We start from the raw sequence: 23,136 nt of genomic DNA, 5'->3' as shown, positions 1-23,136 counted from the left end.
CATGGCTGCAAGTTATCTGGAAGCGTCGCTCGACCGTTTCGGCCCCGAGGTCCTGCGCGACGACACGATCGAGATCTGCATCAATCCCGACGGACAAGTCTGGGGCGAATTCCAGGGCGATCACTTCATGCGAGGTCTCGGCAGCCCGCTGAGCCAGACCGAGATCAAGGACCTCGGCAACCAGATCGCCTCCGCCGCCTCGACGACGCTCAGCACGAAGAAGCCCATTGTCTCGGTCTCGATCCTATATCGAGATCGCCCGATCCGCGCGCAGGTGATCCAGCCGCCGGCAGTCGAGGGCGGTTTCTCGATTTCTCTTAGGTTCTTCTCCTCCCTGCCGCTTGAGAAGATCAAACTCGGATTCCTTTTCGGCAAGGAACGCAGCCTTGAGGGTCTGCGCCGGGAACGGAACGCCGCGCTGCGCGATGTGGTGAGGTCCGGCGACATCGACGCCGCGCTGCGGTTTTGCGTCGAGAACAAGCTCAACATGATCGTCTCGGGCGGTACATCGACCGGCAAGACGGTCGCGGCGCGCAAGATCCTTTCGCTGATCCCGCCCGAAGAGCGGATCATCACCATCGAGGAGGCGGCCGAGCTGCGCCCCGAGCAGCCCAATGTCGTGACGTTGATCGCGGACCGGGACACGGATGCTCGCAGTGCCGATGTGCTCTTGGCCTCAACGCTTCGCATGAGACCTGACCGGATCGTCCTAGGCGAAGTCCGCGGGCGCGAGGCGATGACGTTTCTCGAGGCAATCAACACCGGCCACGGTGGATCGCTGACCACGCTGCATGCCGAGACCCCACAACTTGCTGTTCGCCGCCTCGCCATCGCCGCCCTGAAAACCGATGTGCCGATGACCTATGCCGACATGATCGATTACATTGAGGGCTCGATCGACGTGATCATTCAGGCAGGCCGCCATGAAGGCGCGCGCGGGATCACCGAGTTCTTTCTCCCGGGTCAAACCACAGATTTGAACCTCGACACGGTCGACGGCAGAGGCAACAAGAGCCCCTCCGTTGCCGCTGAGTAAAAAAGGAACCCCCCAGATGCGAAAACCAATTCTCGCACTCATGCTTGCCGCCTTGGCGGGCCCCCTTGTGGCGCAGACTTCGCCTCAGGTTTCAAACGATCTCACAGTCGATATGTCGCCTCAACAATACCGGATCTGCAACGATCGTCCGGCGCGACCGACCTGGATGGACGAAATCAATCCGCGTGAAGCTTACAAGGCGCTGACGTTGATGCGTCTCTACGAGTTGCGGTCATGGGAGACGATCAACGAAAGTGGCGATTGCGGCTGTGATGTGCGCTTCCCGTCTTGGGATGCCGCTTCGAGCGAGTACGAGGAACAGTTCGCGAGCAACACCCAAGCGGAGCATACTCAAGCCCAATTGGCCCTCCGCAACGAACAGAACCAGATCGCCCGCGCCGTCCAGGATATCTGCGAAGCGCAAGGCAACTGGTAATGAGCATCGTCAGCTGGATGGTTGGAACCGCCGACGGCTTCCTGGCCGATGCGGCCGAGTCCCAGTTCGGGGCCGTGGCGAGCAATACCGGCACGATCGTCCTGCTGATGGTCACGCTTTCGCTGATCGGCGTCTGCATCAACATGGCATTCCAGTTCCGCAGCATGGATGGGGCAAGTTTCTTCTGGTACCTGATCAAGCTGATGCTGATAGGAGTCTTCGCTTTCAACTGGGCCAACTTCAACGCTGTCGCAAATGCAGTCATTGGTGGGCTCGACTATGTTGCTGGAGCCCTGATTTCATCAGTCGGGGGCGGCGGGGCGGGCGCTACCTATTTCGCAGCCGAATTCGACCGACTGATTACAGAGTTCAGCCAATACCTTAACGCTATCGGCAACAACCTCAACTGGATGACCGGAGCGATCCTCGGCGGCATTGGTCTGGTGCTCCTCAGCCTTCTCGGCTTCATGACCGGCATCGTCCTCATATTCGCCAAGATGATGCTGACACTCATGCTCGGCCTCGCTCCGATCATGATCGCACTGTCGCTCTTTGACGCGACCAAAGATTTCTTCCACAGATGGGTCTCGACGACAGTCAGCTATGCCTTCTACCCCATCGTAATCGCAGCAATGTTCTCTACCGTCGTCGGCATGGCGAATTCTCTGCTCGCCCAACTCGGTGATCCGAACTCGGCAACCAACATCGGATCACTGGTGCCGTTCTTCGTGATGGTGTTCCTGGCCAAGGGCTTCGTCGCCGCAACGCCCCTGATCGTGCGGGGGATCTCGGGCAACTTGATGGTGGCAGCCGCGCCCGCCGTTGTCGCCGGATCGACCGGGATCATGCGGGGGATCTTCAATACCGACGGCGTGAAGGGCAGGGCGCGGATCGGGACGCTGACGACGGGTGAGGCGATTGGGCGCGGGGCGGTGAAAACACCCGCCGTCGTGCGGAGCGCTGCGACGACGGCGAGCGCGCAGGTGGTCAGGATGGCCGAGAGGGCGAAAAGGCTGGGGCGGTGAAGCACAGCGCGACTGAGCAACGGCTGATGATCCAGCTAGAGACCTGCTGCCTCGTAGCGCGTGTACACCTCGGTGCTGCCGTCATGAAGGATGAGGAACACGTCGTAAGCCTCGCGTTCGCTCTCCGGCCCCATGCCGGGGGAACCGTAGGGCATGCCCGGAACGGCCAGACCCACGGCGCTGGGACGCTCGGCCAGCAGCCGCCGGATATCAGCGGCCGGCACATGGCCCTCGATCATGTAGCCCTCGACTTGGCCGGTGTGACAGGAGACCATCTCTTGCGGGATGCCATTGTCGGACTTGTAGCGCATCAGCATCGTGCCCATGCTCGCCTCGGTCGTGACGGTGAAGCCATCACCCTCCAGGATCTCGATCCAGGCCGAGCAGCAGCCGCAATTCGGGTCCTTCAGGACGTGTATCGACGGTCCTCCGGATTGCGCCAGCGACAGTTGGGGGAGCCCTGCAAGAAGGGCCGCGCTGCCGATCAGCAGGCCGCGTCGGGTGAGGGTGTCTTGTGTCATGTCGTTCTCCATGGGTTGAAGTCAGGTGCGCTCAGAGGTCGATCCGCCTGAGCCGCAGCGCATTGGTGATGACCGAGACCGACGAGAGGCTCATCGCCGCCGCCGCGATCATCGGCGAGAGCAGGAGGCCGGTCAGGGGATAGAGCACCCCCGCGGCGACGGGCACGCCTGCGGCGTTGTAGACGAAGGCGAAGAACAGGTTCTGCTTGATGTTCCTGAGCGTCGCGACGGCCAGTTTCCGCGCGCGGACAAGCCCCACGAGATCGCCGCGCATGAGCGTGATCCCGGCACTTTCCACGGCCACGTCGGCGCCGGTGCTCATGGCGATGCCGACGTCCGCGGCCGCGAGCGCAGGAGCGTCGTTCACGCCATCACCGGCCATGGCGACCGACTTGCCCTTGGCGCGCAGTTCCTCGACCAGCTTCTGCTTGTCCTCCGGCAGGACGCCGGCGCGGACCTCGTCGATGCCGAGCTTTGAGGCCACCGCCTCGGCCGTTCGCCGGTTGTCGCCGGTGGCCATGATGACGGTGAGACCCAGCGCGTGCAGATCGCGGATCGCCGCTTCGGTCGTCTCCTTGATCGGGTCCGCCACGGCGACGATCCCGGCGAGCGTGCCATCCACGGCGACGAACATCGCTGTCTTGCCGTCCGCGCGCAGCGTGTCGGCCTCTGCCTCGGCCTCGTCCGTCGACAGCCCGAGATCGGTCATCATCGCCGCATTGCCGAGCGCGACCCTGCGTCCCCCGACAGTGCCGTGGACCCCTTTGCCGGTGACCGCCTCGAAGTCCTCCGCAGTCTCGAGCGACAGGCTGCGGTCCTTCGCCCCGGCCACGATCGCTTCGGCGAGCGGATGCTCCGACCCGCGCTCGAGCGCAGCGGCAAGGCCGAGTACCTCCGCCTCGTCGCCATGAAGCGCCACCACATCGGTCAGTCGCGGCTTGCCCTCGGTCAACGTGCCGGTCTTGTCGACGATCACCGTATCGACCCGCGCCATGCGTTCCAGCGCCTCGGCATCCTTGATCAAGACGCCCGCCTGCGCGCCCCGGCCGGCGGCCGTGGTGATGGAGATCGGCGTGGCGAGCCCCAGTGCGCAGGGGCAGGCGATGATCAGGACCGAAACGGCCGAGGCGATCGCGAAGGCCAGCGCCGGTTCGGGCCCGGCCCAGAGCCAGACGCCGAAGGCGATGATGGCTATCACAACGACGGTCGGCACGAAAACCGAGGAGACCTTGTCCGCGAGTCCCTGGATCGGCGCCCGCGACCGCCGCGCCCCGGCGACCATCTCTACGATCTGCGACAGCACCGTGTCAGCGCCCACCTGCGTCGCGCGCACCGCCAGCGTGCCGTTCTTGTTGATCGTGCCGCCGGTGACGCGGTCGCCCTCGACTTTCTCCACCGGGACCGGTTCGCCCGTGATCATGCTCTCGTCGACCGACGACCGGCCCTCGACCACCTCGCCGTCCACCGGCACGCTGTCTCCGGGCCGGACCCTCAGAAGGTCGCCCTCGACGATGTTCTCGAGCGGTGCGTCGTATTCCGACCCGTCTGCCAAAATGCGCCGCGCGGTCTTGGGCGCGAGGTCCAGAAGCGCGCGGATCGCGTCGCCCGTCCGCTCCCGCGCGCGTAGCTCCAGCACCTGACCGACGAAGATAAGCGCCACGATGACAACGGCCGCCTCGTAGTACGTACCGACGCCGTGGCCCATCCGGTATTCGGCCGGGAACACGCCCGGCGCGAAGGTCGCGACCAGCGAGTAGAGATAGGCCGCGCCGACGCCGAGCGAGATCAGCGTCCACATGTTCGGCGAGACATTGCGGATCGAGTCGATCCCGCGCCGGAAGAACGGCAGCGCGGCCCAGAGGATCACCGGGGTCGCCAGCACGAACTCAGCATAGACCGAGAGGCGGTGCCCCATCCACCCACGCACGTCTAGCCCGACGAGTTCGCCCATGGTGATGATGATGAGCGGCACCGCCGCCGCCGCCGAGATCCACATGCGTCGCGTGAAATCGACGAGCTCGTGACTCGGTTCGTCCGAAGGCACCATGGGTTCCAGCGCCATGCCGCAGATCGGGCAGCTCCCCGGCTCGTCACGCACGATCTCGGGGTGCATCGGGCAGGTGTATTGCGTGCCGGGCTGGGCCTTCTGTCCGGCCTTCTTCGCGTTGCCGGAGGCGTAGAAGTACGGATCGGCGTCGAACTTCTCCTGGCACCCGGCGGAGCAGAAGTGGAACGTCTCGCCGCCGTAGTCGCGCGTCCGCGCGCCCTCCTTGATCTCGACCTGCATCCCGCAGACTGGGTCGGTCGCGGTCTTTGCGCCGGTTTTGGTGTCGGAGGTAGCGTGATGGTGATGATGGTTGGCCATGGATTGATGTCCTTTCTGTCCCGGTGTGCGGCCTCCAGTCGTTGGAAGGTCAAGAGGTGGGCTCGTGTCTTTCTTCTTGTGCGGAATGGTGGCTGCCATGCGCCGGTTCGTGCGATGGCGGGTTGAGCGCGAGGAAGATGCGCTCGAACAGGAAAACGGCGGTCATGCCGGCGATCGCGATGACGACGATCAGCGGGTCGCTCTGCCATTTGAGCGCGGCGAAGGCCGCAAGGACCACCGCGTCCAGTCCGATCGCCGTCAGCAGGACCCATCCATGCGCGCCGATCTCCTCCCGCAGAGTCCGCCAGACACCCCAGTGGATCAGGATGTCCATCACGAGGTAGAAAAAGGCGCCAAGCGAGGCGATCCGGCTGAGGTCGAAGAAGATCGTCAGCGCGCTGGCGATCACCACCGTATAGACGAGCGTATGGTCGCGGATCGTGCCCGGCATACCGAAATGGCTGTGCGGGATCAGCTTCATGTCGGTCAGCATGGCCAGCATCCGCGACACAGCGAAGATGCTGGCGATCACGCCCGAGGCGGTCGCGACCAGTGCGAGCGCGACTGTCAGGTAGAAGCCGATCCGCCCGAGGGCGGGCTCGGCCGCTTCGGCGAGCGCGTAGTCCTTTGCCGCCACGATCCGATCGAGCGGCAGGCTGGCGCCGACGGCGAAGGCGACGAGAAGGTAGACGACGACACAGATCGCGATGGATATGATGATCGCTCGCCCGACGTTGCGGTGCGGGTCGGTGACCTCGGCGCCGCTGTTGGTGATCGTCGTGAAGCCCTTGAAGGCCAGGATCGCGAGCGCCACCGAGGCAAGGAAGCCCGCAACCGCACCGCCATCCGCGCCTTCCGCCGCCTCGAAAGAGAAGCCGCCGGCCCAGAGCGCGGCAATGCCGAAGGCCGCGATGCCGCCCACCTTGAGGACCGCCATGAGCTGCGACAGAAGACCCACGGAGCGGTTGCCTGCCGCATTCACGAGGTAGGCGAAGACGATGAGGCCCACGCCGATGGCAGGGACCAGCCAGCCCTCGGGCTTCAGATCGAGCCCCCGCAGGAGGTAGGTCGCAAATGTCCGCGCCACGAGGCTTTCGTTGATGACCATCGACAGCGCCATCAGCAGCGCGGCACCGGCCGCGACCGTCGTCGGACCGTAGGCCTTGGTCAGGATCATCCCGATCCCGCCCGCAGACGGCCAGGCGTTGGACATCTTGACGTAGGTATAGGCGCTGAATCCCGTCACCACGGCGCCAGCGACGAAGGCAAGGGGGAACAAGGGACCCGCAAGTTCTGCAATCTGCCCGGTCAGTGCGAGAATGCCCGCTCCGATCATCACGCCGGTTCCCATTGCCACTGTGTCGAAGAGCGACAGGCTGTTCTTCTGATACTGCTGGGCCATCACTTCTTCCTTTCTGCCTTCCCTCGCGTCGCGGCCCAGATCAGCGGCAGCCCGGTCACGAGGCCGAGACCGAGGACCGCCCATGTGGCCCGGCCAAGGTCACCGCTCACCGCCTCGCCGCCGAAATGCGCCAGCAGGAAGCTCGCCGGGATGATGCCGGCCAGTGTCGCCAGTGCGAAGCGCCAGGCATGCAGGCGGCTGAGCCCGGCGGCGTAGCTGATCATGTCGAAGGACACGAAGGGCATGAGACGGCTGGCGAACACCGTCGCCGTCAGGGCGGTCTGGGACCCCAGAAGCCCGGCATCGATCCTGTCCCCGAAGACGCGGCGGACCACGTCGTGCCCCAGAACCCGCGCAAGGCCGAAGGCGATCAACGCGCCAAGCTCGGCGCCGATCACGACCTGAACCGTGCCCCAGACATGTCCGTAGGCCGCACCCGCCGCCAGCGCGATCGGTGCGCTCGGGATCGGGCTGGCCACGACCGCGATTGTCATGAGCGTGACGACCAGCATCGGCCCCCAGAGACCCGCGCGCGCGACCAGCGCCTCCAGTCGCTCGGGCTCGAACCAGTCCCGGACCTCGGCAAGGGCCGAAGGCGCGATGAACCACACCCCGAGCAGGACGATCCCGAGGATCGCCAGACCAGTGAGAATGCCGGCGCGTAGGCTCATCTCAAACCGCCGCGACGGCCTTCGCCAGCAGGTCGCGGACCTGGCCTGCAACGGCGTGCAGCTCGGCGTTCTCGATGGCCTGCATGGACGCGACCGGGTCGATGGCGCCGACCTCCACGCCGCCCTCGACCTCCCGCAGGATGACGTTGCAGGGCAGCATTGCGCCCACCCGCGGCTCGATCCCGATGGCCTGCCAGGCCATCTTCGGGTTACAGGCGCCGAGGATGCGATAGGCCGGCATGTCGACGTCGAGCTTCTTTTTCATAGTCGCCTTGACGTCGATCTCGGTCAGAACGCCAAAACCGTGATCCGCCAGCGCCTCTCGCGCCCGAGCGTCGACGTCGTCGATACTTGCGTCGGGGATCATGCGATTGATTGTGTAGGTCATCGCGAAATCCTTTCTCCTATTTCCGAAGATATTTGATCAGCGCTGCTATGGCCAAAACCAGCAGCACAAGGATCAGCAGGCCGAACAGCCAGCCAAACCCCATACCCCAACTCATTCCGGCGCCCATGTCGTTCCAGTTCATGATGTCGTCCTCCTGTTTTCCGGGCTGCGAGAGGCCCGTCTCTGCGGATCTCGCGAGAAGGTTGTGGAGCGCGCCAACGCAGCAATCGGGACGTCGGGGCGCTCGAAGCGAACGCCCCGCCTGCGGTCAGACCGAAGCCGATACCGCGAACTCGGTCATCATGCCGGTCGCCAGGTGCGGCATGTGATGGCAATGGAGCATCCAGCGCGCGGCTTCGCCCGCGTCCAGCGCCAAGTCCACCATCGACATCGGCGGCACGTAGACCGTGTCGCGCAAGGCGCCTGCCACGCGGCGTCCGTTCAACCCGACGACCTGGAACACGTGGCCGTGCAGATGCATCGGGTGCCCCATCATCGACATGTTGTGAAAGGAGAGCACAACCCGCTCGCCTCTGCGCGCCGTGACCGGCTGGTGCTGGCCCCAGACGGCGCCGTTGATCGTCCAGACATAGGGCTGCATCGAGCCGCCCAGCATCAGCATCTGGCTGCGATCCACGGGGCGCTCCGGCAGGGCGTCCACCGCGATCAGCCGTGCTTCCTGCGCAAGATCGGTGTCGAACGCGGGCGCTTCAGCCTCCGCCACGGCATCGACGCGCCGCACCTCGGCACCGGGCGTGGCGAGGATCAGACCGGTGCGCTCCCTCGCCCCCTCGCGCAGCGCGAGGATCGGCCAGGCTCCGTTTTCGTTCGGCAGGTCGATCTCGAGATCGAGCCTCTGTCCCATGGCGAGCCCGAAACGGTTGCCGGAAAGCGGCTGCACCGCGTGACCGTCCGCCGCGACGAGGCGCGCCCCGGCCGCCCCGGTATCGATCCAGAACACCGTGGCCGCCGCGGCGTTGATGACGCGGAGCCGGATGCGACCGCCGCGCTCGACCTGCACCACGTCGGGGTCAGATAGCGTGCGATCGTTGGCGAGATAGGCGTCCCAGTCGTAGTCGTTCAGGTCCATGGCCATGCCGCCCATCTGGCCGCCCATGCCCATCATCCCGCCCATACCCGGCATCTGGTCCATTGGCATGCCGCCCATCGCGCCGTGATCCATGCCCGGCATGGCGCCCATGCCGCCCATGGGCGTCCCCTGCATGGGTTGAGCACCGCCGTGATGCGCGTGTGCGCCGTGGCCGCCGCCCGCGTGACCGCCGCTTATCTCGGCCAGAACCTCTTCCGGGGACTTGAACGAGAAGTCGTGCAGGAACATCACGACCTCCTGCCGGTCGGCGGCGACATCCTCGGCCGAGCGCACGATCAGCGGCGCGGCGAGCAGCTGCATCTCCTGGGTTGGCACATGGCTGTGCATCCAGTGCGTGCCGGGCCGCGCCTCGAAGTCGTAGGATCGGGTCTCGCCCGGCGCGAGCAGGGGCATCGGCATGTCGGGCACGCCGTCCTGCGCGTTGGGCGGGATCTGCCCATGCCAGTGTATGATCGTGCCGACGTCGAGATCGTTGGTCAGATCGACCCGGAACCGCTGTCCGGGATCGAGCACCAGTCCCTGGCCGCCGGAACCGGCAAGGCCGAAGACCGAAGCCGCGCGTCCGTCGATGTCGAGCGTGCGCGTGGCCGCGGCTAGGCGAAGTGAGTCAGGGGTTTGCGCAAGGGCAAACCGGGGCATGTGCGCAACTGCAACGGCGGCCGCGCTTGCGGCAAGAAAACCGCGTCGTGAAAGGGTGTTCATGGTCGTCTCCTCGGGACATTCCGTCCCGTACAAAAATGCCTATGGGGACGCCGCGGGCGTCGGCCCGGGCGCTATCAGAGGAGACGGAGCTTGGGAGGTCGTTCGTTCAGTCCTGGCATATGGCTGACGTGGACGGCCCCGGCGGGAGAGTCGTGGTCCGCGGGCTCGAAGGCGTGTCCGGTCTCCACCCCCGGCATCGCCAGGAAAACCGACAGACCTGTACAAACAAACTCGCAAATGGAGGCGTCGGTCGCTCCACAATGCTGGTTGCCGTCACAGGATGGATGAGCGTCGCCGGACGCGTGCATCATCGCACCAAGATGATCCGTATGGTCCAGCTGCATACCGCCCATTCGCGTAGCATGGGCTGCGCCGATCGTCGTAACCACGGCGATCGAGATTATGGCAAGCATGGAGAGGACTCGGGCGAACATGCCAGAAAGATAGACATTGCTCGCAAAAATGTCCAGTGCCGCCGGCGATACGTCTCTGGCTGATTCGGCCTCAGCGTGAAGGCGATAAATTACTAAAGCGATCGGGACCGAACACTTGAGAAGAGGCGTCCGAATAGCGGTGGCAGGTGTGACCGCTGGCGGCATTGTGATTGCGGGCTGGCACTATCGCATTGCTTCAACCAGCGGTATCGCCTCGGTAGAGGTCGTCTCGCAAGGACGGCAGATCTATTCCGATCAATGCGCCGCATGCCACGGAACGGATCTCGAAGGCCAGCCCGACTGGCGCTCCCCGCTTCCGTCTGGCCGATTGCCCGCACCGCCGCATGACGCCAGCGGCCACACCTGGCACCATCCCGACGACGTTTTGTTCCGCATCGTGAAAGAAGGCACGGCCGCGATTGTCGGTGGCGGCTACGAGAGTGACATGCCGGGCTTCGCCGACGTGCTGAGCGATCCGGAAATTCGCGCGGTGCTGGCCTACATCAAGAGCACATGGCCAGAGCGCGAGCGGAACTATCAAGAAAGCATGTCACAGGGAAACTAGATGCTCCAAGTAGAGCTGATGCGGGGCATGGTCACAACGTCAGTGGTAGGCGGAGCGTTTAGGGAAGCGATTCAGAAACAATAGTTTAACGTGGAGTTGGTTGGATATCGGGTCCATCCCGTCCTGCGGTCGCCAAGCAAATCGTTGTTGCAGGGAAACCTCGGATTTTTCTGGCAGATTGGACCGACTTCGCAACGACCTGTGACGGCGATGTGCGATCCGTGTGCACGTCTCTGGGAGCCAGCATAATACCGCCAGAGAGGCGGCGGCCATTAGTCATCCATGCGCTTCAATGATCGCCCGCGTCGTTTGCACTGCCGCTGCCAGTTCTGATCTGCCTGCATGGTTGAGACCCATTCCTGCGAGATCGAGCGACAGCTGTCCCTGGCCACCTCCGCTTGCAGCAGCACGAGCCGCGCGGCCGCGGGCCTTCGCTGCGCTGACAGGGTCAGTTTTCGATGCGTTAGGCGCATTGTGGCCGACTTCCCGCGGTCCCGCAGCCGCCCGCACTTCCTGCAGTTCTTGCTTCAACCTCTCCACCGTTTCCCGGGTCTCAGACATCTGCCGATCCCGCCGCAGCCCGTCCTCGTCCGGATACGGGAAACTCCCCGACTGCCCGGCGTGCAGCACTTTCAAAGCCGGGTCCTCGAAATACTTCACCCTTCTTGCCCGGATCGGCATCTGCGCGTCGATCACGAGGATGACCTCGTCGAGGTCCATGCGTCGGGCCTCATCCTCGGTCAGGAGCGGGGTATCTTCTGTCCTCTCCGAGACGCTGCGCCCTTCGAATGGATTGCGTCCAACAGCACGGGAGCGGGTCACCACACGCTTGGTGGTCTTGCCGACAGCCTGGCTCAATTCCTCGATGGTCTTCTGCTCGGACGGGGTGAGGTAGAGCTTTACCCCGGCGCCGCCCTGCAGCGACCTGCGGGTGTTTTCACCATAGATCTCGTCCAGCGCGGGGATGGTCTGGGTCACGATGGCGAGGTTGCCGCCGAAGGAACGCAGCGTTTTGATGCTCTCGGCGACGATTGGCATTTTCCCGAGCCGGTCAAACTCGTCGAGCATGATCATCACCGGCCAGGGCTCGTCATCGCCGGGTTCCTGTGCTTGCAGCGAGGCAATCAGGTCCGAAAAGAAGAGGCGGATCAGCGGGGCAAGCGGGCGGATCATCTCGGATTCGACCACAAGATAGATCGCATGCGGGCGGCGGCGGATGTCCCGGAACGAGAAGTCAGAGGTCGCGGTGGCCGCGTCGATCGCGCGGTTGTCCCAAGTGTCGAGACCCGATGTCATCAAGAGGGAGAGGTAGGACGTGAGGGTGTCGTTGTTGGTCGAAGCCATGCGCTCAAAGATCAGTTTGGCCGAGGTGTTCTTCACCTCCTGCGAACGCTTCAGGTATTCCTTCTGCTTGTCGCCCCCCGAGGCTGTGATGCGATAGATCTCGCCGATGGTCGGCACGCCGCGCTCGAAGGCCAGAAGACCTGACGCTACGAAGAGGTCGATACCCCCGGCCAAAAGCCCGCTCAGCTTTTCATTGTCGGTTTGCAGGAAGAGCTTGGCGGTGAGTTTCAACTCCATCTGCTGCCGGTCGGGGTTGGTCATGGCAGCAATGCGCGCCAGCGGATTATAGCGATGTGTCGGTCGGTCCCAGTCGGTCGGCGCGAAGCGGAAAACCTTGTCCCCCATGCTAGCGCGGAAGCGCGAGGTCTCGCGGAAGTTCTCGCCTTTCACGTCGAGCACCACGGCGGAGCCCTTGTAGGTCAGCAGGTTCGGGATCACGAACCCCACGCCCTTGCCCCGGCCTGTAGGCGCCACGATCAGCGCGTGGGGGAAGGTTTTTGAGACTAGGAACGGGCGCTTGGATTTCGGGGAGCCGAGCTTGCCCAGAAGGAAGCCGCCGCCGGGCTTGGCAAAGAAACCGTTCCTCTTCATCTCGCTGCGGGTCTGCCAATGCGTCGTCCCGAAGCGGGTCAATGCATCCCCCAGAAGCGTGACGCTCAGCATCAGCGATGCCAGGCCGAAGCCGCCAAGGATGAGGTTCACCCAGAGGAAGTCTTTTGGTGCGGACTGAGACAGACCCCGATATTCGCGGACAAGCAGGGTGACGTCGAAACGCGTGGGTGAGAGCCCATATCGGAACATGACAAAGCCGGTCGCCACGACATAGCCCATGGCGAGACCGACCAGCACGAGGCTCAACACACCGAGGGCAATCTTGCCTTTATCCATGGGTGATCCCCTTCTCACCATGTGCCGCGGCGTGGCGCGCGCGCTGCGCCTCGATCTGCTCTTCGGCCAGAGCATCGAGAACGCGCTCCATGGCCGGGCCATGCGCGGTGACCTCGCTGCTTTGAAGATAGGTCTTGGCGAGTTCCAGCTGGCGCAGCGGATCCTCGGTGAATGTGTCCAGGACGTCCGCGTTTCCGGCCCGCAGCGCGTCGATTGCGTCGGGGCTTAGTCGCTCGTTTATCTGCTGGACGATGTCCTGCTGCTCTGACTCGGAGAGTGGGCCCTCGACGTCGGCGTTTCGCACAAAGGCCATGACGGTTGGCGCTGTCTCCTCCAGATACCGGCGCTCGGCGTAGTCCTGTCGCGCCTGGTCCTCGATCTCGAAACTGCGTTCGCTGATATAGGCACGCGACGCGCCGAGCGAACGAAGGTGATTGATTTCGCCCCTAACGGCCTGCCCGAACTCGTCATCCGGCATCTCCGTGCGATAGCGGGCGAGGGTGCGGAGCTCTTCGGTGATCGGACCGAGATAATCCGAAGGATCCCGCAAGGCGAGGTCCATGTCGCCAGCATGAAGCGTGCGGTCCTGCTCCGATACCGCATATTGCGGCGGCATTCGACTGTCAGTCATCTGTTCCCAAGCCATCGAGGCCAATTCGGCATGTTGCGGAGATCTCTGCGCAAAGGCGTCGAACGCGACGCGGGCCTCTTCAACCTCCACGGCGCCGGCCCGCCTTACAGACGGGTCGTCGGAGAACGGATGATCGAAATCCGTCCGGCGGAACTGCGCCACCAGCGCTCTGAACGCCTGCCGCTCCGATGGGGCAAAAATGTCGGGCCCGTCCTTCACGAGATCACCCCCTGGTGCCGCCAACCGCTCACCGGGCACTTCCTCAGCGTCATCCACCTCGTCGACCTCGGTTGGCGGCACCAGGACGCGTACATCGGTCAGAACATCGCCCAACCGAACATGCGTGGCTTCCAGCCTGTCGAGCGCTTCTTCCCGGTCCGCAGATTTCTCCAGATCGAGGCCAACTTCTTTGGCAATCGCCTGAAGATCCTGTGCCAGCCACTGGCGTTCCAATGCGGCATTTCCTGCCCCTTCCCGGAGGCGCGCGGCCACAGCTCCGGCTTCAATGCCAGTGCCTTTCAACGCCTCGGCCAGTTTTGGTGTCACCTCTCCATCGTCAAGGCGCGCGAGGTGATCTTCACTTAAGTTCGGCCTTGCATAGATGCCGCCCCGCGACGGGGCATCGATCAAGGCGGCGGAGCGATCCCCGAGCGGGTTCAAATGCGCGACCGAGGCCAGCACGTCGGTCAGCTTGCGCTCGATCACCGGCCTCTCGACCGCCGGCGCCCTGTCGATCGCCGCCTCGATCTGGCGAATGTTCTGAGAAAACTCGGTGATCAGCGTGTCGAACGCTGCTTCGTCTTGGGACATGTAGATGGCTCCGTCAGATTGAATCTGACCGCCGCTGGCAAGGATGGTGCTGGCCCTCTCGAGCGCTTCGGCCACGTCTTCGAAATTCGAACGTGACGCCTCCGCCGCGAGCCCGCGATAGATCAACGCGTTGTGCCTGACGGTTTCCAGAGCGGCCGCCAGGTCAGCACCGGTTCTCTGGCGCTCGACTGGGGGACGACCTTCGTTGCGGGCCTTGTAGATTTCGAAGGTCTCGGCGGCGTAGGTCGTGACGCCGCGATCCAGACGACGCGTCGCCTCAAGGCGGATCCCATGAACCCGGGCCGCCTCGACCATCGCCTCGCGAAAGGCGTCGTAGTTGAAGTGATGATCCTTCCCGAGAAAGAACATTTCGCCATCCTTGCTGCGGCGGTTCAGAACGATATGCGCATGTGGATGCGCGCGATCTTGGTGTATTGCAGCAATATAGTCGAATTGCGACCCCTCACCTTGAAAGAACTTCTCGCAGACCGCCTGGGTGATATCGCGCACTTCGTCGCCGCTCGTTCCAACCGGGAATGCCATCAGCAGATGCGATGTGTGGCCGAGCTTGGGGCTGTGGCGCTCGTTCCACTGGTTCTCGAACCGCCGCGCCACTCGGTTGATCTCGGCTTCCGAGAGCTGCTTCTTCCCGTCATGGGTGCCGCGGCTGTCGAGGATATGGGTCGACTTCGTCGTGAGATATGTGAGCTGCGCCCGTAGCTGCGCTCCGGTGTGACAGCCCCCTTTCGAGATCGCCTTGAAGATCGCTGGCGAATAGCCGCGCGCGGCCCGAACCATCTGCGCGCCCCTGGAAAGCCCCTGCCAGGATCCCGAAACCCGGCTCCAGCCGCGGTCGAAGAGCGCCGGGTCGATGCCCCGGGCCCGATCACTCCGCGCCATGCGCATCCCTCCCGGCGAGGCCCGCCAGGGCAGAGCTGATCTCAAGGTCCAGCAGGCTGCGCCGCGCACGCGACATCTCCTGGACCTGATCGGCCAGATCGAAGACCAGACCCGCAAGGGCGCGGACGTCACGGTGACTTGAGGCCGGGTAGGACAGTCTCTCGCCCCGCACCTTGGCCTCGTTCAGACGTCGCGCGATCTGGTTCACGTTGTTGCCGACCCGGTTGAGCGCGGCGCCGAGATTGCGCAACTCGTCACACATCTCGTCGTCGGGCAGGAAGACACCTTCGGCCGCCAGCATCAGGCGGCGCATGGCATCCGAGCGGTGCGCAATCCCACGCCGCGACAGCGCCGCGTCGAACCGGCGCAGGTCGTCGTCCGAGACCCGGATCCCCACAACCCGCGATCGGCTGCCGTTCGCTGTCTGACGCTCATCCCGGTGGTTCACCACGTTGTAGATCGTCTTCAGGCTGACATCGTAGCGCGCGGCCAATGACGCCGCGGAGACGCCGTTCCGGCGCTCCTGGGCGATGGTCGATCGTTCGATCTCTGACAGTCTGCGACGGCGGGGCATTTTGAAGTTAACGTTCCTATTTCTTGCCAACTTCGTACAAGCCCACCGACTCCCAACGCAAGTGGAGTCGGCCATAAGGGCTTGTACTCAATGTAGAAAATCGCCCTGTAGGGGCGATTTCCCGTCCTTAGTCAAATGGATCGCGCTTCGCGCTCATTGCACCACGCGATGCGGTCCCCGCATCGCGCATCGCGTCTTTTGCACCCCGTCTCTTGCACCCCGCAAGACGGGTTTTGCTGCGTGCTGACCGTCTCGCGTCACCCGCAGAACGACATACGCGAGACTGCCTCCCGTCGTCTGGCGCGCGCTATCCGTCACCTGCATTCCGTCCGCAGTACATCGCCGAGCGCATCCCGACATTTGGAGGGTGTGCGGTGCCCCGCGACGAATGCTGAAGGCGCCACGGCAGACGTCGCACGGTCATCGCACAACGCCGCCCGCTGCATGCCAAACGCGGGTCGCATCCCGACTTCTGCTTGACCCCTCCGCCTCATGCGTTTAGCGACATTTTGGTATTATCGTTGCGATTCACTATTTTTGCGGAGGATCAGAATGCCGAACGAAAATCTTGTGGTGGTCGCAGCGATGGCCCGGAAAGGGGGCAGTGGAAAAACGACGCTTTCGCGCGCCTTGATCAGTGCCGCGATCGCCGCCAGACGCAGAGTGATGTTGATCGACACGGACAGCACGAGGGTACTCGGGGCCTGGCATGCTCGGGCGGAAGCCGGTGGGCTGAGTTCGCCGCTTCTCTGCTCGGCCACCGTCGAAAGCGTGGCGGGTGTCGAGGATCAGATCGATCAGGTCTACATGGCAGGCACGGCAGACTTCATCTTCATCGATACCGCAGGGGTCGGTGCCGAATGGTCAGACGGCATCGCGGTGCTTGCGGACCACATCGTGACGCCCGTCATGCTGTCGACGTCTGATTTCGATGTCGGAGCGCAGACAGCTGATTGGTTTGAGAAACTGAAATCCCGCGTTGACGACCCCTCCAGCCTTCCGCGCCACCACGTCGTCCTCAACATGGTCGACCCGAAAACGACCCGTGCTGACGCGGCCCTGATTGAAGAAGCGCTCACCCGTTTTCCGGTGATTGAGACCGTCATGATGCGACGGAATACTTACAAGGAGATGGACCAGAAGGGGCTTCTCCACGCCTTGGCGCTGGAAAAGCAATCTGATCCGAACCCGCTGATGCGCCCACATGTACGTCATGTCGTCGAGGCGCTAGAGGAGGCGACGGACATCCTCAACAACATTCTTGCGGCGTGAGGACAGGCGATTGCGCAAGAAAATCCCGACCATCACCAGGCCCGACCCAGCCTACGCCGCCACCCTGCAACAGGGTGACCGCGAGGTTCCCGGGAAGGAAGATGAGGCACAGGTCACAGCAACAAAGACTGGGACCCCAGCCGCTGACGTTGCCGCTGATCGGCACGAGTCAGAGCGTGTGCCAGAAGGTGCCGTGGCGCCGCACCAAGTCACCGCGGAAAGCTCTGACCCGCATACCAGCCTGAGAGCTCCCGTATCGGCGCGCGCATTGAGCCCGACCCGGAAGATCGACATCAGGGTCAACGCACTCGAACGACAGGAAGCAGCGCTGGAGACTTGTGGTGTTGAGCCAGCACATGTGGTGCGTGCCGCCCTGCGCCGTGCAGTCAAAGGCTGGCAACTATCGCCGGTCTTCGCCCCAGTCGCGGAGGAGCGACGCACTCGAAACACGCAGTGGCAGGCCCGTACATCTCTGGCAGTCGATGCGGCCAGCCTGGGTGTCCTCCTCCGGGACCACGACCCCCTCGACGTCTTGAGTAAATGGGCTCTGATCCGCGGCCAAGTGGAACCACGCATATGGGGCGAGATCGACAAAATCTTGGAAGAAATTGCGGTTCGCGCTGCATCGCCGCATGAGCAGCACACACCGTAAGAGACCTATCTGAAAAGATAACTTGCATTTCGCCGGTGGATTTTCGCCCACCGGCGGAAGCTCGCCTTGCGGTTGCGGAAAGCGTGGCGCTAATGAGCGTCATAGGGAATTTCAGACCTCAGTGGTGACGAGTTACGAGGTCCATTTAGGAGGAACGCATTATGAACACGAAGCCCCGCCTGACTGGCGAACCGATCATGCGCATCCTCTGCAAGACATCTGAAAATCTGGTTGGCTACCTGTACCAATGGAACAATGGTGACGTGCAGCCTGCCTGGTTCGACGGCGCCATGGCGGACGTTCGCTATGAACCATTCATTCAAGCGCCGGAACAAAACCCTGTCGATCCGAAGACCCTCAGAACGCGTCAGCAGGATCTGACGCACCTTGAAAAGGCCTAGCTCAAGATCTCGCGTCGGTTTGTGGGTCACCCCATCCCGCAGGTCCTTTGAGCGATAGAGTTGACTTCTATGCCTCAAAAGTGATCTATATATGAGTTATAGAAAGGATGTCTATAACTCATGGCTTGGAACTGGACGCTGCCTGATTGGCCGGATTTCCGGTATGACGCCTCTGCTCTCGAGCCGTTTGAGCAGACGTTCCTGCTGTCGTCCGGAGAAATCCTCGGCGCGGTCCATCATGTCAGCCAGCCGGAACGCGAGCAACTCCGCATCGAACTGCTCAGCGAGGAAGCGATGCAGACAAGCGCCATCGAGGGTGAAATCCTCGATCGGCTCAGTGTGCAATCTTCGCTGCGCCGCCATCTGGGCCTCGATCCGGACAGCTACCCTGCCAAACCGCGCGAACAGGGCGTCGCGGAAATGATGGTCGACGTCTATTCCAGTTTTGCAGAGCCGCTAGCCCATGAGACACTGTACCGCTGGCATCGGATGCTCCTGTCCCATGACCGTCGGTTGGAAACCATTGGGGCCTACCGACAACACGCCGAGGCGATGCAAATCGTTTCCGGCCGCCTTGACCGGCCCACGATCCATTTCGAAGCGCCGCCCTCGGAGCGGGTCATGCCTGAGATGGAGCGATACGCGGATTGGTTCAACAAGACCGGGCCGGGGGGAGCAGAGCCGCTTCCAGCGCTGACGCGCGCAGGGCTAAGCCACCTCTGTTTCGAGAGTATCCACCCATTCGAAGACGGCAACGGCCGCTTGGGTCGCGCCCTCGCTGAAAAGTCGCTGGCGCAGAACATTGGCCAGCCGACCCTCATCTCGCTCGCCTTCACCATCGAGAAGGAGCGCAAGGGATACTACGATCAGCTCGAGCAGCATCAAAAAACGCTCGACGTGACCGATTGGCTCGTCTGGTTCGCAGAAGTTGTATTGAAGGCCCAACAGGCAACACTCGACCGCGTCGGCTTCTTCATCAGCAAGGCACACTTCTACGATCGTCACAGAGACCACTTGAACGAACGCCAGGCCAAGGCCATCGCTCGAATGTTTCAGGAAGGCCCTGGCGGTTTCAAAGGCGGCCTCAGCGCCGACAACTATCTCAAAATCACCCGAACTTCACGCGCAACCGCAACCCGCGATCTGCAGGATCTGGTCGAGAAAGGTGCGCTCAGCCGGACCGGTGAGCGACGCCATACGAGGTACTGGCTAATACTCTCAGAAACAACGACATCGCAGCTGTCGGCGAAACCCGAAAGAACACAGATCGAGCTGAACAAGGCACTGGATCTGAAGTCCCCTTAAAGCATCCGCTTGCCAACTGTGGATCAGGTTGAAAAGGGGCCGTCCAAGCAAATGTGATTGAATTCTTTAATGGAAGAATGGAAGATAAGTCATTATCCGCGAGGAGATGCCCAATGGGTGATGATGCCGCGAAACTTTCGAACCTAAATTTGAAGATCACCGAGGATGAGCGGTGGGCCTTCAAGGAGCTCTGTGTCCGGCACCGGATGAGTCAGGTCGACGGCTTCCGTTTGGCAGCACGATTATTGGAACAGCACCTTGAGACGAAAACGAATAGCAGTGAAGGCGCATAGATGAACACCCTGACGACGAACACCTCTCTCGCCGATTTCATCTGGAAGAACGCGGACGACCTTTGGGGGAACTTCAAGCACGTCGATTTCGGTAAGGTAATCCTGCCCTTCACCCTGCTGCGCCGCCTGGAATGCGTGCTGGAACCGACCCGGGACCAGGTGCGCGAAACCGTCAAGACCATGAAGGACAGCCCGATCGACCTGGGCGTGATCCTGCGGACCCAGACCGGGTACCCGTTCTACAACACCTCGAACTACGACCTGCGCAGCCTCGGCGCGACCCGGACCCGTCAGAACCTTGAGGATTACATCGCATCTTTCTCTGACAACGCGCGCGTCATCTTCGAACAGTTCGATTTCGCAAACACGCTGGCCCGGATGGACAAAGCCGGGGTCCTCTACAAGATCTGCCAGAACTTCGCCGCCATCGACCTCCACCCCGACGCAGTTCCGGAACGGATCATGTCGAACGTCTACGAACACCTGATCCGGCGCTTCGGCGCCGAGGTGAACGAGGCGGCCGAAGACTTCATGACCCCGCGCGACGTCGTTCATCTGGCCATCGAGCTGCTGCTCGACCCGGACGACCAGATGTTCATCGACAACCCCGGCCTGATCCGGACCCTTTATGACCCCACCTGCGGCACTGGCGGCTTCCTGTCGGACGGCATGGAGCATGTGAACGCCCTGCGCGACCGGTACTCGGTCGCCCCGGTCATCGTTCCCTACGGGCAGGAACTGGAGCCGGAGACCCACGCGGTCTGCCTCGCCTCGATGCTCCTCAAGACCGTCGAGTCCGATCCCGGCCGAGACCTGTCGAAGAACATCAAGCTGGGCAGCACCCTGTCCGACGACAAGCTGGCGAACGAACGGTTCCATTACTGCGTCTCGAATCCGCCCTTCGGCAAGAAGTGGGAGATGGATCAGGCCGCCGTGGTTCGGGAACATCAGGAAAAGGGGTTCGAGGGCCGGTTCGGCCCCAAGCTGCCGCGGGTTAGCGACGGGTCGATGCTGTTCCTCCTCCACCTCCTCAGCAAGCTGGAGGCGCCGGAGCGCGGCGGCGGGCGGGCGGCTATCGTCTTGTCCGGCTCGCCCCTCTTCAACGGGAACGCGGGGCAAGGGGAATCCGAAATCCGGCGCTACCTGCTGGAGGAGGACGTGGTCGAGGCGATTATCGCACTTCCGACCGAGATCTTCTTCCGGACCGGGATCGGCACCTACATCTGGCTCCTGTCGAACAACAAACCGGCCCACCGGAAGGGGCAGGTTCAGCTGATCGACGCGACTGCGCTGTTCGAGCCCATGCGCAAGAGCGAGGGGAACAAGCGTCGCCGGGTCGGGGATGACCAGATCCGCCAGATCGTCCAGATGTATTCCGACTTCGTCCAGACGAAGGAAAGCCGGATCTTCGACGCCCGCGACTTCGGCTATCGCCGGGTCAAGGTCCTGCGCCCGCTGCGCAAGAAGGTCGTGATCTCGCCCGAAGGGTTGGCCGCGCTGGCGGATGAAACCGCATGGGGCAAGCTCTCGCGCGAAGTGCAGACCGCCTGGACCACGCTCTTCGAGGCGGACATGGGCGAGGCGCATGGCTGGCACCGGTTCGAGGCCTGGGTCAAGAACGCGGCCAAGCGTGACCCGGGGCTGGGCCGCGTGAACGCCGCTCTGATCAAGGCGTTCCAGAAATCCTTCGGCGTGTGGGACCCAGACCTCGAACCGATCCTCGACAAGAAGGGTGAGGTCATCCCCGACGACGACCTGACGGATTTCGAGAACATCCCCCTCGGCACCGACATCCGGGACTATATGGCGCAGGAGGTGCTGCCCCATGCGCCCGACGCCTATGTGGACGAGGATTTCCGCGATGAATACGACGGGCAGGTGGGCGTCGTGGGGTACGAGATCAACTTCAACCGCTACTTCTATGAATACCAGCCGCCCCGCGATCTGGACGAGATCGACGCCGAGCTGAAGGCGGTCGAGGCGGAAATCGCGGCGGTGCTGGCGGAGGTCACTGCATGACAGAGATGCAAGTGATTTCCGGGACTGCTTTACCCATCGGCTGGAAGCATATCCCCCTGAAGCACAATCTTCGTCGCCTCTCTGAAAAATCCAAGAAGGGCGGGAAGGTCGTGGCTTTGGAGAATATCGAGAGCTGGACGGGGCGCGCTATTGAAACGGAGTCCGTCTTTGACGGGGATGGCGTTGATTTCAGACGAGGCGACATTCTTTTTGGGAAGCTGCGCCCTTATCTCGCGAAGGTTTATCTTGCTGAAAACGCGGGGGAAGCCGTGGGCGATCTTTGGGCGCTTCGACCTCAAGACCACATTGAGCCGCGATTTGCTGCTTATCAGCTTCTCGAGCCGGGCTTCATTGATCGAGTAAATGGGTCGACAACCGGCGCGAAGATGCCAAGGGCTGAGTGGGGGTTCGTTGGTTCCATAAAGGTGCCAACCCCTCCTATCGAAACACAAACCGCCATCGCTCGCTTCCTGGACCGCGAAACCGGTCTGATTGACGGCTTGATCGAGAAGAAGACCCGGTTCATCGCGCTGCTGAAGGAAAAGCGGGCGGCCGTGATCACCCATGCGGTGACCAAGGGCATCGACCCGGACGCGCCGATGAAGGACTCGGGCGTGGACTGGCTGGGCCGTGTGCCCGCCCATTGGGATGTGCTGCGCATCGCGGCCCTGTTCCGCGAGGTCTCGCGCCCGGCGGACCCGGCCCTGCCGGTCCTGTCCGTCTCCATCCACGACGGTGTGACGGACGGGGAACTGGCCGATGAGGACCGGGACCGGAAGGTCGCCCTCAGCGAGGACCGGACTAAATACCAGGGCGTCGCGCCCGGTGATCTGGTCTACAACATGATGCGCGCATGGCAGGGCGCGTTCGGGGCGGTCGCGGTCAAGGGGTTGGTCAGCCCAGCCTATGTGGTCGCTGCTCCTGTCACCAGGTTCCGGACCAAGTTCATCGAACACCTTCTGCACACTAAGAGCGCGGCCGAGGAAATCCGCAGGTTCTCGCGCGGCATCGCGGATTTCCGGATGCGCCTCTACTGGGATCACTTCCGGGCGCTGAAGGTCTGCCTGCCGCCGCTGGAGGAACAGGACCGCATCCTGTCTGAGATCGACGCGGAAACCGCCCGCATCGATGGCCTGATCACCCTGACCGAGCGTAGCATCGAGTTACTCCGCGAGAAGCGTTCGGCGCTGATCACCGCCGCCGTGACCGGGAAGATTGACGTGAGGGCGGCGGCATGACTTTTGGCGCGGACCGGTCGGTTTCTTATTGCTTTGGTAGGATTCCTGCCCTATCTAATGTCTCAACAAGACCCGCCACGCCTCGGACGGAACCTCGGTTTCGCACTGCGCACCCCGGCGGGTTACTTGTTTTCAGGGTATCGCTTTCGCGGC

21 protein-coding genes are annotated in these 23,136 nt (G+C 62.9%); 11 read left to right on the top strand and 10 right to left on the bottom strand.

All coding sequences use genetic code 11. From position 1 onward, the window contains the following. Nucleotide 1: 1 nt before the first annotated feature. Genes NH195_RS12430 through NH195_RS12420 form a run of 3 tightly spaced genes read left to right on the top strand, consistent with a single transcriptional unit; the run spans nucleotide 2 to nucleotide 2,497 of the window. The gene (locus NH195_RS12430) at nucleotides 2-1,036 is read left to right on the top strand and encodes an ATPase, T2SS/T4P/T4SS family (protein ID WP_066707459.1); all 1,035 of its coding nucleotides are present in this window, start codon (nucleotides 2-4) and stop codon (nucleotides 1,034-1,036) included. 16 nt (nucleotides 1,037-1,052) lie between these two features. Further along, on the top strand, nucleotides 1,053-1,472 hold the full coding sequence (locus NH195_RS12425) for a hypothetical protein (RefSeq protein WP_066707457.1): 420 nt from the start codon (nucleotides 1,053-1,055) through the stop codon (nucleotides 1,470-1,472). Beyond that, nucleotides 1,472-2,497: a TrbL/VirB6 family protein gene (locus tag NH195_RS12420; protein ID WP_066707455.1), complete on the top strand. Its 1,026-nt coding sequence runs from the start codon at nucleotides 1,472-1,474 to the stop codon at nucleotides 2,495-2,497. The genes NH195_RS12425 and NH195_RS12420 overlap by 1 nt, the downstream gene beginning before the upstream one ends. 35 nt (nucleotides 2,498-2,532) lie before the next feature. Here the strand turns inward: NH195_RS12420 and NH195_RS12415 are convergent, their stop codons facing one another. The 7 genes from NH195_RS12415 to NH195_RS12390 all read right to left on the bottom strand — a co-directional run bounded on the left by NH195_RS12415 (nucleotide 2,533) and on the right by NH195_RS12390 (nucleotide 9,657). Then, nucleotides 2,533-3,018: a DUF411 domain-containing protein gene (locus tag NH195_RS12415; RefSeq protein ID WP_036745186.1), complete on the bottom strand. Its 486-nt coding sequence runs from the start codon at nucleotides 3,016-3,018 to the stop codon at nucleotides 2,533-2,535. 31 nt (nucleotides 3,019-3,049) lie between these two features. Continuing rightward, entirely contained in the window at nucleotides 3,050-5,383 is a 2,334-nt protein-coding gene (locus NH195_RS12410) for a heavy metal translocating P-type ATPase (protein WP_066707454.1), read from the bottom strand. Nucleotides 5,384-5,432: 49 nt separating this feature from the next. Next, on the bottom strand, nucleotides 5,433-6,785 hold the full coding sequence (locus tag NH195_RS12405; protein ID WP_010139851.1) for an APC family permease: 1,353 nt from the start codon (nucleotides 6,783-6,785) through the stop codon (nucleotides 5,433-5,435). After that, nucleotides 6,785-7,456 (bottom strand): TVP38/TMEM64 family protein, encoded by a 672-nt coding sequence (locus NH195_RS12400; protein ID WP_018001745.1) that lies wholly within the window; start codon nucleotides 7,454-7,456, stop codon nucleotides 6,785-6,787. Before NH195_RS12400 ends, NH195_RS12405 begins: the two co-directional genes overlap by 1 nt. A 1-nt stretch (nucleotide 7,457) precedes the next feature. Next, entirely contained in the window at nucleotides 7,458-7,844 is a 387-nt protein-coding gene (locus NH195_RS12395; protein ID WP_010139853.1) for a DUF302 domain-containing protein, read from the bottom strand. 16 nt (nucleotides 7,845-7,860) lie between these two features. Continuing rightward, the gene (locus NH195_RS21795) at nucleotides 7,861-7,986 is read right to left on the bottom strand and encodes a hypothetical protein (protein ID WP_255446355.1); all 126 of its coding nucleotides are present in this window, start codon (nucleotides 7,984-7,986) and stop codon (nucleotides 7,861-7,863) included. A 126-nt stretch (nucleotides 7,987-8,112) separates the two neighbouring features. Continuing rightward, nucleotides 8,113-9,657: a multicopper oxidase family protein gene (locus tag NH195_RS12390; RefSeq protein ID WP_066707434.1), complete on the bottom strand. Its 1,545-nt coding sequence runs from the start codon at nucleotides 9,655-9,657 to the stop codon at nucleotides 8,113-8,115. A gap of 597 nt (nucleotides 9,658-10,254) precedes the next feature. On the opposite strand from NH195_RS12390, the gene NH195_RS12380 reads away from it, so the two are divergent. Further along, entirely contained in the window at nucleotides 10,255-10,656 is a 402-nt protein-coding gene (locus tag NH195_RS12380) for a c-type cytochrome (protein ID WP_442970013.1), read from the top strand. A 276-nt stretch (nucleotides 10,657-10,932) separates the two neighbouring features. On the opposite strand, the gene NH195_RS12375 is transcribed toward NH195_RS12380, so the two are convergent. From NH195_RS12375 to mobC, 3 genes are read right to left on the bottom strand one after another with little or no spacing between them, the layout of a single operon-like run. Next, nucleotides 10,933-12,888 (bottom strand): type IV secretory system conjugative DNA transfer family protein, encoded by a 1,956-nt coding sequence (locus tag NH195_RS12375; protein ID WP_066707432.1) that lies wholly within the window; start codon nucleotides 12,886-12,888, stop codon nucleotides 10,933-10,935. Continuing rightward, a complete protein-coding gene (locus tag NH195_RS12370) occupies nucleotides 12,881-15,229 on the bottom strand; it encodes a relaxase/mobilization nuclease domain-containing protein (protein WP_066707430.1) in 2,349 nt (782 codons plus the stop codon). Before NH195_RS12370 ends, NH195_RS12375 begins: the two co-directional genes overlap by 8 nt. Continuing rightward, nucleotides 15,216-15,803: a plasmid mobilization relaxosome protein MobC gene (gene mobC / locus NH195_RS12365; RefSeq protein ID WP_066707428.1), complete on the bottom strand. Its 588-nt coding sequence runs from the start codon at nucleotides 15,801-15,803 to the stop codon at nucleotides 15,216-15,218. The genes NH195_RS12370 and mobC overlap by 14 nt, the downstream gene beginning before the upstream one ends. Before the next feature lie 552 nt (nucleotides 15,804-16,355). On the opposite strand from mobC, the gene NH195_RS12360 reads away from it, so the two are divergent. The 7 genes from NH195_RS12360 (at nucleotide 16,356) to NH195_RS12330 (ending at nucleotide 22,983) form a co-directional block, all read left to right on the top strand. Further along, nucleotides 16,356-17,075: a nucleotide-binding protein gene (locus NH195_RS12360; protein ID WP_066707426.1), complete on the top strand. Its 720-nt coding sequence runs from the start codon at nucleotides 16,356-16,358 to the stop codon at nucleotides 17,073-17,075. A gap of 10 nt (nucleotides 17,076-17,085) precedes the next feature. After that, nucleotides 17,086-17,727 carry a hypothetical protein gene (locus tag NH195_RS12355; RefSeq protein WP_066707557.1) on the top strand — a complete coding sequence of 214 codons (642 nt, stop codon included), beginning with the start codon at nucleotides 17,086-17,088 and terminating at the stop codon, nucleotides 17,725-17,727. A 161-nt stretch (nucleotides 17,728-17,888) separates the two neighbouring features. Next, complete coding sequence (locus tag NH195_RS12350) at nucleotides 17,889-18,128, top strand: hypothetical protein (protein WP_066707423.1); 240 nt, start codon at nucleotides 17,889-17,891, stop codon at nucleotides 18,126-18,128. 120 nt (nucleotides 18,129-18,248) lie between these two features. After that, a complete protein-coding gene (locus tag NH195_RS12345) occupies nucleotides 18,249-19,433 on the top strand; it encodes a Fic family protein (protein WP_066707420.1) in 1,185 nt (394 codons plus the stop codon). Nucleotides 19,434-19,546: 113 nt separating this feature from the next. Then, nucleotides 19,547-19,726: a hypothetical protein gene (locus tag NH195_RS12340; RefSeq protein WP_018001757.1), complete on the top strand. Its 180-nt coding sequence runs from the start codon at nucleotides 19,547-19,549 to the stop codon at nucleotides 19,724-19,726. Next, nucleotides 19,727-21,745 (top strand): type I restriction-modification system subunit M, encoded by a 2,019-nt coding sequence (locus tag NH195_RS12335; protein WP_054540773.1) that lies wholly within the window; start codon nucleotides 19,727-19,729, stop codon nucleotides 21,743-21,745. Continuing rightward, nucleotides 21,742-22,983: a restriction endonuclease subunit S gene (locus tag NH195_RS12330; RefSeq protein ID WP_238379753.1), complete on the top strand. Its 1,242-nt coding sequence runs from the start codon at nucleotides 21,742-21,744 to the stop codon at nucleotides 22,981-22,983. The genes NH195_RS12335 and NH195_RS12330 overlap by 4 nt, the downstream gene beginning before the upstream one ends. The last annotated feature ends 153 nt before the right edge of the window (nucleotides 22,984-23,136 follow it).

The sequence above is a fragment of the Celeribacter ethanolicus genome, assembly GCF_001550095.1.
Lineage (GTDB): Bacteria > Pseudomonadota > Alphaproteobacteria > Rhodobacterales > Rhodobacteraceae > Celeribacter > Celeribacter ethanolicus.
Note: the sequence above shows the minus strand (reverse complement) of the source record. Positions and strands in the feature narration are given on the sequence as shown.

What these genes read in the sequence shown, in the direction of transcription:
- NH195_RS12415 (WP_036745186.1), bottom strand. Translation starts at nt 3,018, where the DNA reads ATGACACAAGACACCCTCACCCGACGCGGCCTGCTGATCGGCAGCGCG.
- NH195_RS12345 (WP_066707420.1), top strand. Translation starts at nt 18,249, where the DNA reads ATGGCTTGGAACTGGACGCTGCCTGATTGGCCGGATTTCCGGTATGAC.
- NH195_RS12340 (WP_018001757.1), top strand. Translation starts at nt 19,547, where the DNA reads ATGGGTGATGATGCCGCGAAACTTTCGAACCTAAATTTGAAGATCACC.
- NH195_RS12330 (WP_238379753.1), top strand. Translation starts at nt 21,742, where the DNA reads ATGACAGAGATGCAAGTGATTTCCGGGACTGCTTTACCCATCGGCTGG.
- NH195_RS12360 (WP_066707426.1), top strand. Translation starts at nt 16,356, where the DNA reads ATGCCGAACGAAAATCTTGTGGTGGTCGCAGCGATGGCCCGGAAAGGG.
- NH195_RS12350 (WP_066707423.1), top strand. Translation starts at nt 17,889, where the DNA reads ATGAACACGAAGCCCCGCCTGACTGGCGAACCGATCATGCGCATCCTC.
- mobC (WP_066707428.1), bottom strand. Translation starts at nt 15,803, where the DNA reads ATGCCCCGCCGTCGCAGACTGTCAGAGATCGAACGATCGACCATCGCC.
- NH195_RS12400 (WP_018001745.1), bottom strand. Translation starts at nt 7,456, where the DNA reads ATGAGCCTACGCGCCGGCATTCTCACTGGTCTGGCGATCCTCGGGATC.
- NH195_RS12420 (WP_066707455.1), top strand. Translation starts at nt 1,472, where the DNA reads ATGAGCATCGTCAGCTGGATGGTTGGAACCGCCGACGGCTTCCTGGCC.
- NH195_RS12395 (WP_010139853.1), bottom strand. Translation starts at nt 7,844, where the DNA reads ATGACCTACACAATCAATCGCATGATCCCCGACGCAAGTATCGACGAC.
- NH195_RS12335 (WP_054540773.1), top strand. Translation starts at nt 19,727, where the DNA reads ATGAACACCCTGACGACGAACACCTCTCTCGCCGATTTCATCTGGAAG.
- NH195_RS12425 (WP_066707457.1), top strand. Translation starts at nt 1,053, where the DNA reads ATGCGAAAACCAATTCTCGCACTCATGCTTGCCGCCTTGGCGGGCCCC.
- NH195_RS12410 (WP_066707454.1), bottom strand. Translation starts at nt 5,383, where the DNA reads ATGGCCAACCATCATCACCATCACGCTACCTCCGACACCAAAACCGGC.
- NH195_RS12430 (WP_066707459.1), top strand. Translation starts at nt 2, where the DNA reads ATGGCTGCAAGTTATCTGGAAGCGTCGCTCGACCGTTTCGGCCCCGAG.
- NH195_RS12405 (WP_010139851.1), bottom strand. Translation starts at nt 6,785, where the DNA reads ATGGCCCAGCAGTATCAGAAGAACAGCCTGTCGCTCTTCGACACAGTG.
- NH195_RS12370 (WP_066707430.1), bottom strand. Translation starts at nt 15,229, where the DNA reads ATGGCGCGGAGTGATCGGGCCCGGGGCATCGACCCGGCGCTCTTCGAC.
- NH195_RS12390 (WP_066707434.1), bottom strand. Translation starts at nt 9,657, where the DNA reads ATGAACACCCTTTCACGACGCGGTTTTCTTGCCGCAAGCGCGGCCGCC.
- NH195_RS12375 (WP_066707432.1), bottom strand. Translation starts at nt 12,888, where the DNA reads ATGGATAAAGGCAAGATTGCCCTCGGTGTGTTGAGCCTCGTGCTGGTC.
- NH195_RS21795 (WP_255446355.1), bottom strand. Translation starts at nt 7,986, where the DNA reads ATGAACTGGAACGACATGGGCGCCGGAATGAGTTGGGGTATGGGGTTT.